The organism is Shewanella sp. SR43-4 (assembly GCF_014163845.1).
In the GTDB taxonomy this organism is placed as follows: Bacteria; Pseudomonadota; Gammaproteobacteria; order Enterobacterales; family Shewanellaceae; genus Shewanella; species Shewanella vesiculosa.
In genome coordinates, this window is the sequence record NZ_JACJEB010000006.1 from 251,062 (window position 1) to 267,067 (window position 16,006).

At 42.1% G+C, this 16,006-nt stretch carries 16 protein-coding genes; 10 read left to right on the plus strand and 6 right to left on the minus strand.

Going from position 1 to position 16,006, the window contains the following annotated elements; genetic code table 11:
• Window positions 1-100: 100 nt before the first annotated feature.
• Window positions 101-1,759 carry a ShlB/FhaC/HecB family hemolysin secretion/activation protein gene (locus H5123_RS09250; RefSeq protein WP_404948303.1) on the minus strand — a complete coding sequence of 553 codons (1,659 nt, stop codon included), beginning with the start codon at window positions 1,757-1,759 and terminating at the stop codon, window positions 101-103.
• A 262-nt stretch (window positions 1,760-2,021) separates the two neighbouring features.
• Window positions 2,022-3,242: a threonine/serine exporter ThrE family protein gene (locus H5123_RS09255; RefSeq protein ID WP_124017546.1), complete on the minus strand. Its 1,221-nt coding sequence runs from the start codon at window positions 3,240-3,242 to the stop codon at window positions 2,022-2,024.
• Between the two features lie 163 nt (window positions 3,243-3,405).
• Here H5123_RS09255 and H5123_RS09260 point away from each other — a divergent pair, with 163 nt between their 5' ends.
• From H5123_RS09260 to H5123_RS09270, 3 genes are all read left to right on the plus strand, one after another.
• Window positions 3,406-3,801: an MAPEG family protein gene (locus tag H5123_RS09260; RefSeq protein ID WP_182697779.1), complete on the plus strand. Its 396-nt coding sequence runs from the start codon at window positions 3,406-3,408 to the stop codon at window positions 3,799-3,801.
• Window positions 3,802-4,003: 202 nt separating this feature from the next.
• Complete coding sequence (locus H5123_RS09265) at window positions 4,004-6,325, plus strand: YgiQ family radical SAM protein (RefSeq protein ID WP_182697780.1); 2,322 nt, start codon at window positions 4,004-4,006, stop codon at window positions 6,323-6,325.
• Between the two features lie 218 nt (window positions 6,326-6,543).
• Window positions 6,544-7,146 (plus strand): hypothetical protein, encoded by a 603-nt coding sequence (locus tag H5123_RS09270; protein ID WP_182697781.1) that lies wholly within the window; start codon window positions 6,544-6,546, stop codon window positions 7,144-7,146.
• Window positions 7,147-7,419: 273 nt separating this feature from the next.
• On the opposite strand, the gene H5123_RS09275 is transcribed toward H5123_RS09270, so the two are convergent.
• From H5123_RS09275 to H5123_RS09285, 3 genes are all read right to left on the minus strand, one after another.
• A complete protein-coding gene (locus H5123_RS09275; protein WP_182697782.1) occupies window positions 7,420-8,001 on the minus strand; it encodes a lipid-binding SYLF domain-containing protein in 582 nt (193 codons plus the stop codon).
• Window positions 8,002-8,142: 141 nt separating this feature from the next.
• On the minus strand, window positions 8,143-9,081 hold the full coding sequence (locus H5123_RS09280; protein ID WP_182697783.1) for a hypothetical protein: 939 nt from the start codon (window positions 9,079-9,081) through the stop codon (window positions 8,143-8,145).
• Between the two features lie 64 nt (window positions 9,082-9,145).
• Entirely contained in the window at window positions 9,146-9,538 is a 393-nt protein-coding gene (locus H5123_RS09285; RefSeq protein ID WP_124017516.1) for a nitrous oxide-stimulated promoter family protein, read from the minus strand.
• 358 nt (window positions 9,539-9,896) lie between these two features.
• On the opposite strand from H5123_RS09285, the gene H5123_RS09290 reads away from it, so the two are divergent.
• From H5123_RS09290 to H5123_RS09320, 7 genes are all read left to right on the plus strand, one after another.
• The gene (locus tag H5123_RS09290; protein WP_182697784.1) at window positions 9,897-10,973 is read left to right on the plus strand and encodes a hypothetical protein; all 1,077 of its coding nucleotides are present in this window, start codon (window positions 9,897-9,899) and stop codon (window positions 10,971-10,973) included.
• Window positions 10,974-11,152: 179 nt separating this feature from the next.
• Window positions 11,153-11,413 (plus strand): hypothetical protein, encoded by a 261-nt coding sequence (locus H5123_RS09295; RefSeq protein ID WP_124017518.1) that lies wholly within the window; start codon window positions 11,153-11,155, stop codon window positions 11,411-11,413.
• Complete coding sequence (locus H5123_RS09300) at window positions 11,403-12,884, plus strand: YdiU family protein (RefSeq protein WP_182697806.1); 1,482 nt, start codon at window positions 11,403-11,405, stop codon at window positions 12,882-12,884. Before H5123_RS09295 ends, H5123_RS09300 begins: the two co-directional genes overlap by 11 nt.
• Before the next feature lie 26 nt (window positions 12,885-12,910).
• Window positions 12,911-13,231: a DUF3630 family protein gene (locus tag H5123_RS09305; RefSeq protein ID WP_124017519.1), complete on the plus strand. Its 321-nt coding sequence runs from the start codon at window positions 12,911-12,913 to the stop codon at window positions 13,229-13,231.
• A complete protein-coding gene (locus tag H5123_RS09310) occupies window positions 13,224-14,225 on the plus strand; it encodes a serine/threonine protein kinase (RefSeq protein ID WP_124017520.1) in 1,002 nt (333 codons plus the stop codon). The genes H5123_RS09305 and H5123_RS09310 overlap by 8 nt, the downstream gene beginning before the upstream one ends.
• 129 nt (window positions 14,226-14,354) lie before the next feature.
• Window positions 14,355-14,972, plus strand: coding sequence for a thiol:disulfide interchange protein DsbA/DsbL (locus H5123_RS09315; RefSeq protein WP_124017521.1), 618 nt, complete (start codon window positions 14,355-14,357; stop codon window positions 14,970-14,972).
• 581 nt (window positions 14,973-15,553) lie between these two features.
• Window positions 15,554-15,766 carry a DUF1107 domain-containing protein gene (locus tag H5123_RS09320; RefSeq protein ID WP_124017522.1) on the plus strand — a complete coding sequence of 71 codons (213 nt, stop codon included), beginning with the start codon at window positions 15,554-15,556 and terminating at the stop codon, window positions 15,764-15,766.
• Here the strand turns inward: H5123_RS09320 and H5123_RS09325 are convergent.
• Window positions 15,763-15,984 carry a cell division protein ZapB gene (locus H5123_RS09325; RefSeq protein ID WP_124017523.1) on the minus strand — a complete coding sequence of 74 codons (222 nt, stop codon included), beginning with the start codon at window positions 15,982-15,984 and terminating at the stop codon, window positions 15,763-15,765. The genes H5123_RS09320 and H5123_RS09325 overlap by 4 nt on opposite strands.
• Between the last annotated feature and the right edge of the window lie 22 nt (window positions 15,985-16,006).

Below are 16,006 nucleotides of genomic sequence, written 5' to 3' on the forward strand. Positions count from 1 at the left end.
AGACCGTTTTTGGTCATCAAGTCTACATTGCAGCACATAAAGCATTTAGTGCTGACTACTTTGCGAAAGTTTATCGTAACTAAACGGTCTACCTACCGCTTTAAAAATGGTCCTTAACTTGGAATCTAAATTCCCAGGCATTGATGTCATTACCTGTGGTGATAGGGACGGCAATATCAACATGGGCTACGTTACCGTAGCTTGATTTAGGCGAGTAAATGCGCGCGCCGATGCCAACACTGCCAATAGGACCATTGACTTCATTTTGCTGATCTGTGCCGCCGCTTGCTTCGCCAATGTCAGCAAATACTGCCCAGCCTAATTCGGCCAGTTGATATAAGTTAATATTAGGGTAATAACGGATCTCACCAGTAAGTAACCATTGGTTGTCACCATGTTGATAGTCATTAGGGTAACCGCGCACACCGGTTTCATCGCCAAGGGCAAAAGTTCGGTCAAGATAATTATTGTGCGAAGTGGCAATACGGGCCTTTGAGTAGGCCGTCCACTTAGGGCTAATTTGATGGAAAAATTCAGCCCCTAAACCGACATTATAAAAGTCCTGTTGACCCGTTTGAATATCGGTCTGGCCATCGATAGTCATGAGCAATAATTGATTGTCTTTTTGCCAGCCACGGGTACTTAGCATGGTTAAGTGGTAGCCGAGATCGGCATTATCAGCGACGTCATTGGTTTCTAATCCTAAACTGACCCTATGATGCCAACCCAAATTAAAGTCTTCGTTTTTATTAATCAGGTGAATATTATTTAGGACTGTGAATTGATCTTGGACATATTCGTAGCTGATCCATGGATACATAAATTCACGATCATAAGGTAATGGTGACTGAGGATATAAGTCTATATTATTGAATTGATGTTGGTCTTGGGTAATACCGACACTGATACGATGCAATTGATCCGCTTGTTTATCGACTAACCAACCATAACCTAAGTTTGCATAATCAATGACATGCTCAAACTCGTTAATGTCTTGACCATTTTGTCTAATGGTATCAATGCGGGTGTCAGTTAACCACGACGCTGCATACATATTTTGGCTATCGAGGGTATAAAAGGGCTTATTAAAGGCAATTGAGGATGCTTGACCGTCACTGTTGTCGTAAAAATCAACCGACACATTCGCGTGTTTAAGCCATCTTACTGGAGCATCAAAAGCTAATTTATAACCGGTACGATCGGCACTTGATTGGTATTTAATTTTGGTTTTAACCCCTAATCCCAGTAGGTTATCTTCTTTCATACCAAAAGAATATTTAGTGTCGCCACCATTTTTGCTCAAGCTTACCGTGGGTAATAATGACCAGTTATCCCATGTTTCGACTAACACCACATCTTCAACATTATCGGTTGCCAATGGGTCTTTTCTGGCAATATTAATTTTAGCATCGCGAATATAAGATTCGTAACGCAACAATCGCTGCGCTTCTTGCAGATCTTTCTCGGTGATCTTATCGCCTTTTTCAAAGCTTAAGCTATTGAGAATGGTCGATTCTTTGGTGTTGATATGCAAATAGTTAGCCCAGCGATGTAAAAAGATAGCATCTGGTGCTGACTCATCAAAAATAGGGTGACTAACAATAACGATTTTAGCGACCTTATCAACAAGGTGCTTATTAGTTGTCGATTGCTCATTGATGTCAGAGTCATCGTTGGCGGTTAGCTGTGACTGAGTGGCTGCAACCTCAGCTTGAACACTCTGCGAAGTCAGCAGGATGAAGAAAATAAATGCTGCCATAAATATGATTGGCATAGCTTCGTCCTTATTTTTATTGTTATGTTTTTTAAGAGGTCAGCAACAAAGGGTAATTGTTTCTGATATGAAATTATTATGTTGCCTCTTTGTTTTGTATCATACCTGAATAACATCATAGTCAAACATGTAGCTTAAATAAATATTTCATTTAGCCACTAAAAAGATAAGGGTATTTAGATTGTTAACAACATAAGGGCTGTATTTATCATGCCCTTATGCTGTTTGAAATATAATAATCGGAGGCTTACAAGGAACGGCGGGGAGGTACGATTACGTTGGCAAAAATGAGTCCTGCGATTAAGGACATAAAAATGAGGAATATTTGTGAGCCTAAATGGGCTTGATTCAGCATCGTTTCACCTGAGATAAGTGCATTTAAGCCGATATAAGTTTTGCTACCCGGAACAAGAATAACAATACCTTGGAGTAACGCAATCGACACTGGTGCCTTCATCCAACGGGCGTATAGGTTCGAATAAATACCTACCGCGAGCGCGCCGACAAAAATGCCAATAGATTCACCTAAGTAGATACCGCCGAGCATGGCAGAGAAAAAGGCCACAATGCCAGCAAACACGCCCCAAGGAGAGTCTTTTAAGCGTGCTTTAAAGATAATCACCAGTGACATAGACAATAGCGGTACTGCAGACCAAATCGCCCAGCGCGGCAGTGGTATCGGTTCGACATAAATGGTTTCGCCAAATATCGCCTTCCCTATGGTCATGCCAAGCACTGCACCAAAATACAGTTTAAACAACTGCATGACTGCATCCATGATACGTGCAGTACCCGAGATTAAGTCGCGGGCGGCAAGCTCCGCCAAGCCAAGCGTGAGTGCAAGACCAGGAACAAAAATAATAATCCCCGATAAAATGGTCACAGGTAAATTGATACTCGGGTCAAATTGCGCAATCCCTGTCGCCAAGATAGCGCAAACGACCGCCGCCATAGGCTCAAGCATTTCTGCAATACGTTTTGAACGTTCAGCCCAAAAAACGAGGCTGTATACCAGTAAGCCTAAAATAGCCGACCAAAAAACGTCATGCCAACCAGTACCCATTAACATGGCAAAGGCACCCGCACTTGAGCCAAAAGCTAATAAGGTGAGTTTATGGCCATAAGGATTGGGTTTATTGGCGATTTCTTCTAAGCGCTCTAACGCTTCTTGCAGAGTACGCTGGCCAGAACTGAGCTCTTCAACTAACTCAAAAGTACGTGCTAATGAGCCTAAATCGAGGTCACCAGGTTTAACTCGAGCGACATGGTTATACTCTTGTTCAGTATCGTGTTGCAGTACAAAAGTCATCGAAGTCGGTGATATTAAAAAGTAACCTTCAATACCGAGCGTGCTACATACCGTTTGCAAGTGGGATTCTAAGCGATACGCAGGCGTACCAAACTTATGTAAGTATTTTCCTAACTTAATAATAAATCGGCGTTTTTCTAAAAAATCCTGATTATCCACTGGGCGATAGTCACTCTTGTTAGGGGGTTGAGCTAGTTTTGGCGCGAATATTAACCGATTAAGGCGTGTGTTTACAGCCAAACTGATCCAAAATGTTGGTATAGCATCAATATGTTAAAGATTGATGTAATAACAATAATATAGTCGACTCAAGGAATAACACATGACATTGATGATATCGGGTTTATACGCGGGTTTAACGGCGGTATTGGTTTTAGCATTATCGTACAAAGTGGTTAAATTTCGTCGCGCAAATAAAATAGGTATCGGTGATGGTGGTCACCAAGGATTATCGATTGCGATTCGAGCGCATGGCAATTTAATTGAAAATGCACCCATAGTACTTATTTTGTTAGCGTTGGCTGAATTAAATGGCATGCCAGTTTACTTGATACATTGTTTGGGCACCGCTTGGATTGTGGCGCGCTTATTACATGCTATTGGATTAAATCAAGGTCAAGGTGGCTATCATTTTGGCCGTTTTTGGGGCGTATTAATCACGTGGATTGTGCTATTAACCTTAGCGGTCGCTAATATTGGCTTCTTTCTTGGGTTATAACATTGAAAGCATGAGGGAATAGCAATATTCCCATGTGTTTTACAAGGTTATAAAAGGATAAAAATATTTCACTTTTGATGTTTTTTTAGTCACACTTAGTGTCGCTGTACTGCTATACTCCGCGTCCGTTAAATTCAGCCGTAGGCTGATGTTGTCATCGGATCAGTTAGACTGGTTTTCCCCATTTATGTAGGTCATATACATGCAAGTTGAGTCAACGTTATTTAATTATCCAAAGTTTTGGGCTGAATGCTACGGAACTGCACCTTTTTTACCTATGTCTCGCAAAGAGATGGATATTTTAGGTTGGGATAGTTGCGATATTATTGTCGTGACTGGCGACGCGTATGTTGACCATCCTAGCTTTGGTATGGCGGTGATTGGGCGAATGTTAGAAGCTCAAGGTTATCGTGTGGGTATTATTTCGCAGCCAGACTGGTCAAACAAAGAAGACTTTATGCAGTTAGGTCGCCCAAATCTGTTTTTTGGGGTAACCGCTGGTAACATGGATTCGATGATTAACCGTTACACAGCAGACCGCAAGTTACGTCATGATGATGCTTATACTGCCGGTGATATTGGTGGTAAACGCCCTGATCGTGCGGTAACCGTGTACACTCAGCGTTGTAAAGAAGCCTTTAAAGATGTACCGGTTGTGATTGGCGGCATTGAAGCCAGCTTACGCCGTATTGCTCATTACGATTATTGGTCAGATAAAGTGCGTCGCAGTGTGATTTTTGACGCCAAAGCCGATATTTTAATTTACGGCAATGCTGAGCGACCATTAATGGAAGTTGCACGCCGTATTGCTGCGGGTGAAGCCATTGGCGATATTGACGATGTTCGTGGTACCGCAACAATGCGCAAAGAACCTATGCCCGGTTGGCGCGGCATGGATTCACGCAAAATTGACCAACTACATAAAATTGAGCCATTACCTAGCCCATATGGTGCTGATGATGTTGGTTGCAGTAATTTATCTGGTCCAACAGACGAAAAGATTTTTGATAACGATGCGCCCAAAGCCATTAGCGTGCAACCGCCACGTCCAAAGCCATGGGAAAAAACCTATGTGCTGCTTCCTGCCTATAACAAGGTCAGCGAAGATAAGTATTTGTATGCCCATGCCTCGCGTATTTTGCACCAAGAGCAAAATCCGGGTTGTGCCCGTGCCTTGTTTCAACCACATGATGCCAACCGTGGTGTATGGGTAAACCCACCAGCGTGGCCATTAAACACTGACGAGATGGATGCGGTATTCGATTTACCGTATCAACGCATCCCGCATCCGATGTATGGCAAAGAAAAAATTCCAGCTTATGACATGATTAAGACATCAATCAATATCATGCGTGGTTGTTTTGGTGGTTGTTCATTCTGTTCGATTACCGAGCATGAAGGGCGAATTATTCAAAGTCGCTCGCAAGAGTCGATCATCAAAGAAATTAAAGACATTCAAGAAAAAGTGCCAGGTTTTACCGGTGTTATTTCTGACTTGGGTGGCCCAACGGCAAACATGTACCGTTTAGGTTGTACCAGTGAGAAAGCAGAGAAAACCTGCCGACGTTTATCGTGTGTGTTCCCGTCTATTTGTGGCCATCTGGGCACCGACCATAAACATACCATCGACTTATACAAAGCGGCGCGTGAAGTACCTGGCATTAAAAAAGTGCTAATCGCTTCGGGTGTGCGTTACGACTTGGCTATCGAAAACCCAGAATATATTCGAGAGTTAGCGAAACATCATGTGGGTGGTTATTTAAAAATTGCCCCTGAACATACCGAAGAAGGCCCACTCAGTAAAATGATGAAGCCAGGTATGGGAACCTATGACAAGTTTAAAGAGCTGTTTGATAAGTTTTCTAAAGAGGCCGGTAAAGAGCAGTTTTTAATTCCGTACTTTATTTCGGCGCATCCTGGTACTACCGATGAAGACATGGTCAATTTGGCATTATGGTTAAAAGGCCAGAAGTTTAAATTGGATCAAGTACAAAATTTTTATCCATCGCCGATGGCCAATGCGACCACGATTTATCATACCGAACTTAACTCACTGAAAAACATTAAACATGACAGTGAACAAGTGACAGTGCCGAAAAAAGGCCGTCAGCGTAAATTGCATAAATTTTTGTTACGTTACCACGACCCTGTCGGCTGGCCGATGATCCGTGAAGCGTTAGTGGCTATGGGTAAAGAGTCGTTAATTGGTAATGGTCCAAATCATTTGGTACCACCAGAAACGCGTAACGAGCAAACTAAAGTGAAGTGGGGCCAAAAGCCGTCGCTTAAAGCGAAAGAACAAGGCGGCCAAAAGGCGATGACCCGTTTTTCTGCCGACCAGTTTGAAGACCGTAAAGGTAACACTAAAGCGGATAAAGGCAGTGCTAAGCCAGTAGGGAAGAAACCAAAGTCTCCAGCTAAGCCTTCGAGCCAAGCGGCAAATGGGCAAGCACCCAAAAGCCAGGGCGCTAAGCGTCCAGCTAAAGCGACCAGTTGGGCGACTAAGTCTAAATACGCTAAGTAAGCTAACACGTTAACTTATTGTCATAAAACCCGCATTAACATTTGCGGGTTTTGTTTTTCTAGCAGCAATAGATTCAATAACAAGGTAATGTGGGCTAATACTGTCGCTAATACTGTCGCTAATACTGTAGCGAATAGTGATAAGTGTTTTACACTATGACTCTTTATCGATTTAATCGTTTGAAAATCTAATTATTTGATAAACAAGGAATAATCATTATGCCAACGTTAATTAGGCTGAGCGGATACCTTAGTGGGGTATTACTGTGTGGTAGCACTATGTTGGTTAATCCTGCTTATGCCGCAAACTCGGTACAGCAACAGCAATTTTTTGAAGCTATTAGCGCTCTTTGTGGGAAAGCTTTTGCCGGTAAGATCACTGCTGGTGGCAGTGAAGGAGATGGCTTTAGTGGCAAACCATTAGTTATGCATGTAAGAGAATGCACCGATCATCAGTTACGTATTCCATTTCATGTTGGTGATGATCACTCTCGCACTTGGGTGATAACTCAAACCGATACCGGATTGCGCTTAAAGCATGATCATCGCCATAAAGATGGCAGCGATGACAAAGTGACTATGTATGGTGGAGAGACCCGTGATACTGGCACAGCCAACTTGCAAACGTTTCCAGTAGACGATGAGTCTATTGCCAACTTTAAGCAACATGGCTTAACGCAATCGGTCACTAACGAGTGGCAAATGATGATTGAAGCCAATACTTTTACTTATCGGTTAACCAGAGAAAATCGCGACTTTAAAGTTGAGTTTGATTTATCTCAACCAGTTGCATTACCGCCAGCCCCTTGGGGATATAAATAGGTTTTTGGTAGGTTTATCGGTTTGGCATGGCCTACGGCCACTAGCGTTGTGGTGCTTCGCCCATACCAGAGTAAGTTAGTAGGTTGTCTTCTTACGCAGGCTACTTTAATCGTCATCCCGGTAATGTTAGTGAGCCGGGATCCCGGTTTGTACTTTTGTACTTTTGTATTTATGGCCACAGGCCATACCTTAAAAACCACTTATTCAAAATAATTCAGGCTGCCAATGGCAGCCTGAATGTTATGTGCTTAAGAGTGTTAAGACTCGTCGCGGTTACTTACCATCAAAAGTAAATGACTGACCGGCTAGGGCGGCTTCAAACATTAATCCACCTTTAGCGGCGGTAAATATCGCCATGCCATTGATGTAGGCTGCAGTCGCAGCATGATTACTGCCAGCTTGTCCTGCACCCGCAGAATTACCTGTGGTGCCAACTTGAGCATTAGCACCAAGGTTAATTGCTACTGCTGACGCTTGAGCGCTAAACTCAAAACTGCCGCTGGTAAAATCATTGTATGCTTTGGCATCTTTAAAGAAGATTATTTCGCTATAGGCCTGTCCGCCTAGCTGAAAACCGATTGATAGTTGGGTTAATGTAGAATCACCCATGTACGAGCCTGCCTGATACACTCGACCGTTACCATAAGCAGCACCAATACCTATACCCCCTTTGGCGACACTGGGGAAGATTGCATAACCATAAGCTGAATCAAATAAATGTCGGCTTTCATTGGCTTTTTTAAAATTGGTAGTTGCATCGTTATAAGCTGCTTCGTCAGCAAAACTAGGAGCTGAAAACGCGAAGCTTAATAACACAAGAAAACTAGAAAACACTAAGCTAATTGAACGTTTCATAAATAACCTCGGTGACTATATTGTCATGATAAAACTGGCCTTAGAGTAGCATAACCCTTACATAGCGTGCGTTAATTAACATTTATATTCGGCTAGTCGCAATACGCTTTTAAGCATAATGTTAACCTGAGACATGTGCCGTTAGTCTTTTTTATCACTGCCATTTTTAGTCGTGTATTGACTGGTATCGCGTCCATCTTTATTGATCATTAACTGCTGTAAATAGGTGATTTCTTCATCGTCTAGTAGCGAATGAGCTTTAAGTGGCGACTGTGACGTATCGCCTTTGCTGCTGGCGTTGAGAGCACCGCGCAAATAGGCTGATCGTGTGACTTGATGGATACCATACAAGGCAAATACATAGACTGTGAATAGAAGGCTTAATTGAGTTACTGCTTGAATTAACAAGGATACTGAATCACCTAAGTAAAATGGTAAGTATACCAATACAATTCGCAGCACCCAATTAATCAAAATACCTATGGTTAATACGCTTAACCAGCGAAAACGAATAACTTGTAAGTTAGGTTGCCTACTGGCTAAATATTGTGGTCGATAGCGTGATAACAAGCGATAAATCGCCCAAGAATAACCCATGGTTTGCAGCATTAATAGTAGGGGTAAAATGACTGCTAGTAGGTTAATCGTGTTTAACTCAGCGAGTGATGTAATAGTGTTTTGTAAGTTTTTAGGGGCGATACGAATATGAAACAAGATGGCTGAACTGGTGACTAAGGCAGCCAAAATAGCCCCGCCAAAATGTTTAATGATCAGTGGTTGGTAGTCTTGTTCGGTTAAGCTGCTTTTACAATATAAATACAGCATGGGCATGAGTAAAAAATAGATTGGAATGAATAACGTTAGGGCCAAATGGATTGGTATTGGAGCTGTTTCTTGTGTTAGCAACCCGGTTAAAAAATAACAACCGATGAGTAAAAATATTCCGGCGAGTAGGCTATGGCTGCGAGTGCTGCTTTGATAAATATAATGAACATACACGCCCACTCCAAGGCAATGAATGCCTCCGAGTAAGGAAAGCCACCAGTATGTTTGAATAAATAAATCGTTAAATTGGTTCATTTTCACTCTCTTGGACGACAGTGAATACTAACCTACTTTCTGCAAAGCAAGTAGTTTACGATTGTTAACCTTGCTTAACTTTTCGAAAATGTCTGTTTGAGGCTTTTTCTGGTGGTAAACCTGGTGCAGGTTTACGCTCAGCAAGTAAATGCTTAATCGCCATAATGGGATGTGGTAATAACATTCTTGGCCCAGCAAACATCATAATTTCGCGGGCTTTTTGTTTCATTTGGGGCTTGTAGCAGTGTACTGGGCATTTATTACACGTTGGTTTTTGTTGGCCGTAGGGGCAACGATCTAAACGAGTGTTGGCATAGCTTAGAAACTCACTACATTGTAGGCACACATCTCTGGCTGGTTTGAGTGGGTGGTGCACTTTACAGTAGATTTCCACCATAGCTTGCATAGTGCGAAACTCATAGAGTAATTGGTCACTCAATAATTCTGCTTCAGCCATAAGGTTATCCTCGATTTAATACCTTAGTAAAATAGTCTGATATTGGCAGTGTAAGCTCGATGATAACAGCTGACAAACTGAGTGTGGTTAACTTTGATATTCGGCCCAAAATTAACTTTATATGAGCTTAAGATCGCAAAAAAGATTGAACCAGTGCTCAAATGATCGGCTATGTATGCCTTTTTACAGATTAAAATAGATAAATAGTCGCTTTTATAGTGTACATTGAAATAATAATGGTAGATGCTTAAAAAAACAGCGCGCTATCATTAACCCTTTACATTACCTCACAATAAATGTCGTTGTGAGTGAGAACAAATAGTGTGTTATGACACTTAATCAGCAAGGTGGAAGCCTAATGAAGATCATTTTAATGCTCGTATTGGTTGCAATTGCTCTGTACCTATACAGACGCACTCAAGCAGTGGCAAAACAAGAACTTGATAAAACCGATAGCAATGCCGCTGCGCATTCGTCATCATCTGAAGTTGCTCAACCGTCATCGCCAGCCGCTACCGATACGACTGATGCAGAGCATAAGGAATTAGATAAACCGGCAGCTGATGCCGTTTTAGGCGATTCTGTAATTAATGCCCCTCAGAGCACATCGGCTACATTGGTCGATGAACCAAGTACAACCGCTAATACTTCGCCTGTCGATACTCAACAAGCAGAACTCACGACCGAGCCAGATGCAGAGCTAAATGATTCTGAAATCACAGAAACCTTGAGTCATGCTAAGAGTCCATCAGTTAACGCTTCTCCTGTCGATACTCCAAAAATAAAGCTCACGACCGAGCCAGATGCTGAGCTAAATGATTCTGAAACTACAGATACCTTGAGTCATGCTAAGAGTCCATCAGTGAACGCTTCACCCGTCGATACTCCAAACATAAAACTCACGACCGAGCCAGATGCTGAGCCAAATGATTCTGAAACTCCAGAGAGCTTGACTCATGCTGAAACTAGATCCGCGGACACATCTGCGACTGCAGTGTCGACTCTCCAAGCTGGAGGATTGAGTTTGGAGTCAGCTAAAGGCGATTGGGCTAGTGAGAGTTTGCAACAGCAGGTTGAAGTAGCCAACAATGCCACAGATCTTCAAGGTCAGCATGATGGTTTAGTCAGTGTGATTAACCATTGTTATAAAATGCGTAAGCAAGCTGATTATTGCCAATATGGCGCAGCATTGCAGTTAACCTATCTAGAGGTATATCGCTCACTGCATCAGCAGCATGTGGCTCAAAAAAATACTGACGATATCAAAGCGCCAGCGTTTATGCAGTTATCAACCTTGTTAAATGATGTTGGTCAATTTGATGAAGCGCTTAAGGTGTGCCAGCAAGCACTTGAATACCAGTTAACTGATGGAACTGTCACTGGGTTTGAAGGGCGAATAAAACGCATCGAAAAAGCTAAAGCTAAAGCGAGCTAATAGGCTAATCAATACTGTTGCATGGATATCAGGTATGATATTCAAAAGGAAAGCGGACCTTGGTTCGCTTTTTTGTTGCTTCAGATCCAATGATTTTAAGGTTTAAAATGATATTAATGACCCGTACATTGACTACAATATTGCTGATAACTGCCACGCTTGTCTTACTTGGCGGGTGTATGCGTACTCCAGAATGGACCTTATTTTATGTGGCTGACCACACGCCTGTGCCGACGCAAATTGTCCTGCAAGAGCATATTTCTGGTTATTACAATTCATTAGAACAATGCCAAGCTAAAGGTGCAGGAATGTTACGCTTACAGGCATCATCATTGCCAGCAGAGAAAGCTTTTGCTTGTGGTGAACAGTGTCAGGTAAATGAACAACAGCAATTACAATGTAAAAGTCAGGTTGTTGGTGCTGTATATGATGCACTTTAAGCAAGATTTTTTTGAACAATTAGACGGATTTTATTCACAAGTTTATCCGCTACCCATCAGCAATCCTCATTGGCTTGGTTGGAGTGATGACGCCGCGAAACTGATTGGATTACAAAAACCTAATAATGAATTGCTGATGCAGTTATCGGCTAACTATGCCGCGCCTGGCGCCAGTTATTATGCGCAAGTATATAGTGGTCATCAATTTGGCGGTTACACTCCCAGATTAGGCGATGGTCGCTCAATTATATTAGGTGAAGCTATTGGCCCTAATGGTGCTTGGGATGTCGCGTTAAAAGGTGGCGGCCCAACACCTTACTCTCGCCAAGGTGATGGCCGGGCAGTAATGCGCTCTGCGGTGCGCGAGTTTTTAGTATCAGAAGCGCTTGCGGCGCTTAATGTGCCCACAAGCCGCGCATTAGCCGTTATCGGTTCCGACTTACCTGTATGGCGTAAAAGCCAAGAAACAGCAGCTATTACGGTACGCCTGGCTAAAAGTCATATTCGTTTTGGTCATTTTGAATATTTTTTTCACAGCGAAAGCGGTGATGCTGGAAAGTTGACTCAATTAGTGAATTTTACGATTCAGCAGCACTTTACCCACTTATCCGCCGATGCTGCGGGTTATAAGCAGTGGTTTTATGAGGTGGTGCAATCTACTGCAAAAATGATTGCCCATTGGCAGTCCATTGGTTTTGCTCACGGGGTAATGAATACCGACAATATGTCGATACTCGGTGACACCTTCGACTTTGGCCCCTTTGCATTTTTAGATACTTTTAAAGAAAACTTTATCTGTAACCACTCTGATCACGAGGGCCGTTATGCATTTGGCCAGCAGCCCGGAGTAGGTCTGTGGAACCTTAAACGTTTAGCCCAAGCACTCTCGCCCATTATTGATGCTGATGATTTAATTGCGGCCTTAAATACTTATCAAACTGAATTAGTTAACCAGTATTTAAGCCTAATGCGCGCCAAATTAGGGCTGCCTCAAGCGAGCATTAACTCAAATACATGCACTCAGGCGGCTCAAGCTGAGCTGGATCAGCAAGATTTACAGCTCGTGGGGCAGTTAACTGTTTTACTGGAAGCGAATCAACTTGATTACACCAATAGTTTACGTCGTGTGGGTCAAATTGACCCGAGTAGCTCTTATTGTACTTTACGTGATGATATGGTCGATCTTGCAGGCTTTGATACTTGGTATCAAGCTTATCAAAAGCGAGTGGGTGAAGTGGCAGATGTCAATGCGTGGCAAGGTGAGCGCAATAGTGCTAACCCGAAATACATTTTGCGTAATTACCTCGCGCAAGAGGCCATTATTGATATAGAAGAAAGTGGCGATAACAGTAAGCTATTGCAACTCCAACAATTGTTAAGTCGTCCTTTTGACGAACAGCCCGAGATGGAAGATTTTGCTAAACGCCCACCAGAATGGGGGCAAGGCCTAATTATGTCTTGCAGCAGTTAATTGAATTATTTTAGTCGAGTTAATTTATGAAATTATTGTCAGCCCAATTAGATCCCGCAGCATTAAGTCTTATTATTAAAGCTGAGGTGGATTTTGAGCAGTTTGAACGATTTGCAGAACCGCTGGCGGCGGCACTTGATTGCGAAATCCGTGAGCGCCAATGGGGCGCAGATCGCCACCAATGGTTGCTGAACTTTGAAGGCAGTCCTCTATGGTTACATTATGAGTTTTATGGTGATATTTGTTGGATATCTACCGATAGCGCTGCAGAATTAGACGTACTAGCGTTTTTGTTAACGCTACTTGCTCCACATATTCAAACGACTAAAGAAGGCATACATGGATAACCGTACGGGCGCAGAATTTCATTTTCAGGCACTGAGACCCGATCTCATTCTTGATGCCATTGAAAGCATTGGTATCTTCCCTGAAACGGGATTATTAGCGCTAAACAGTTACGAAAATAGAGTGTATCAGTTCCGTTGTGACCAAGGGAGGCGCTATGTGGTCAAGTTCTATCGACCACATCGTTGGAGTAATGAGCAAATTCAAGAAGAACATGATTACGCCTTGGCTTTAGCGGCCGAAGATATTCCTATTGCTGTTCCTGTGGTTATCGAGGGTAAAACCTTATTTGAGTATCAAGGTTATCGTTTTGGACTGTTCCCCTCTATTGGTGGTCGGGCATTTGAAGTTGATAATTTAGATCAACTCGAATCGGTGGGCCGTTTTATTGGGCGAATTCATCAGTATGGTGCAACACAACCTTTTAAGTACCGTGAATCGCTAACACCGGAGATTTTGGGAGATGAGTCTTATCGCTATTTACGTGAAAGTGATATGGTTTCAAGCGCGATGCAAACGGCTTTTTTTACCGTAGTTGAGCAGGTCTTAGATAAAGCCAAGCAGATATGGCAGCAACATCGTTTTACGCCTATACGCCTGCACGGAGACTTGCACCCTAGTAATATTTTATGGACCCCAGACGGCCCCGGATTTGTTGACTTAGACGATGCCAGGCAAGGCCCAGCAATACAAGATTTGTGGATGATGTTAACTGGTGATCGCCATCAACAGTTGTTGCAACTTGATATTTTATTAGAAGGCTATCAAGAGTTTTGTGATTTTGATGCTAAACAGCTGGCTCTGATTGAGCCGTTAAGGGCTTTCAGGATGGTGCATTATAATGCGTGGTTAGCCAAACGCTGGCAAGACCCAGCATTTCCAATGAATTTTCCATGGTTTGGTGATATAAAGTACTGGGAACAACAAACGCTAGCGTTTAAAGAGCAGTTATCTACGCTCAATGAACCTCCGCTGAGTTTACCCAGTTTTAATTAACAATATTTCATAATCACTACCTAATCGTATTTAGTTACAAATACAATTAGCTAGCAATTGAGTTACAGGCTAACGCTAGACTATGATAGAGCCAGCGTATTTATATTTTGCCTATTAGAAGGAAGTAAAATGAAAAAAGCATTACTGATGGCTGCTGCACTCTTGCTAGCGCCGATGGCTGCGATGGCTGCCGATTATAAAGAAGGTGTTCATTACACTGTGATTAGTGATGGCCCTGAAACTGCCAAGCCAGAAATTACTGAGTTTTTCTCCTTTTACTGCCCACATTGTTTTAATTTTTCTAAAACTGTGGTGCCAAAAATAGAAGCGACTTTACCTGAAGGCGTAAGCTTTAATCAGGAACATGTTGAGTTTATTGGCCGTGAAATGGGTGTTGAAATGTCTCGTGCATTTGCAGTTGCGCAGCAGCTTAATGTTGAGAAAAAAATGGAAGCAGCTTTGTTTAGCGCTATCCATGAAAAACGCCAGCAGTTCACCCGTCCTGATGATATCAGAGCGATATTTATTGCTAATGGCATAGATGGTAAAGCTTATGATGCCGCAGCAAAATCATTTATGGTGAATGCCAAGATGTCTAAAATGAAGCGTGATACTGAGAATGCGAAAATTTCAGGTGTGCCTTCATTGGTTGTTAATGGTAAATATCGTGTTGAAACAAGCTCAATTAAATCTTATGACGAGTTAATTGATATTGCATATTACTTAACGTCTATGAATAAAAAGTAGTGTTGACTGCTGATATTTTAAAAGGAGCTTAGGCTCCTTTTTTGTTGCCTGAATATTTGTGATTTAAATGCTGGCAAGGGCCAGTCGTCACTTATTCTCCTGTAAAAGAGCAGCTTGGTAGCATTATTTATAGGGAGTGTATTGTGGTGGGGGAGCGGATATTACGTTGCGGCAAAAACGTTAATCAAAAGGCCGTAAGCAAAAAGTGTCAGGCAAAAAAAAACCGTATGTCTATAAAAGACGATACGGAGATGAGTTAAATAACTCTTTTTTACCCTGAGTAACACTAAAGATCCTAACATGGCGTCAAAATATTGGCAAGCGGCATTAAAGTGTCGTTTTTGTTTTTGGATTGATCAACCTGATAAAAAATAGCGTATTGATGAAACTCTTCCGCGGGCACGTGGTCTAATCTTTTGACATTAACCTTGTAGTGGCTCAACTAGAAAACTAAACAAAAAGTGAATAGTCGTGTTAAGTGGTTTTATCGGCGCTTTAGACTTCTATCTGTCGAGTTATACATAACTTATTGTCGTTATTTCATCGCAATTTACATATGTTATCTTGTTGGAGGAAATCGTATGAGAAGGTTCCCTGTGTATGCACCTAAATTAATTGTTAAGCATGCGAGGATTTTTTTGAGTGGTGTTATCTGGGTAAAAGACTTAGGGTTACTTGAGTTTGATAAGGGCCGCTTTTTACAGACGAAAAAAAGCCTGCCAAAAGTTAAGCAGGCTATCAGCGAACTAAATGCCTTGATTGAAACACAATCAAAGCAGTATCAATCCATTTAGATTTCGTTATTCAATAAACCAACAAGGCCGTTGACCTTATCACTCCAAGAGTTTAGGTCCTGCTGCAATTGTTGGTTTTTTTGTGTCAATTCTTGCTGCTGTAATACTAATGCTTCATTCTTTTGCTTCTCTTCATCAAGCTCCATTTTTAGTAGCTCAATATTTTCGAGAGTTGCCTGGATTTTGTTTTCCAGTTGGGACAATAATTCAAGGCTCATGGGGAGTCCTATACGTTTCTGG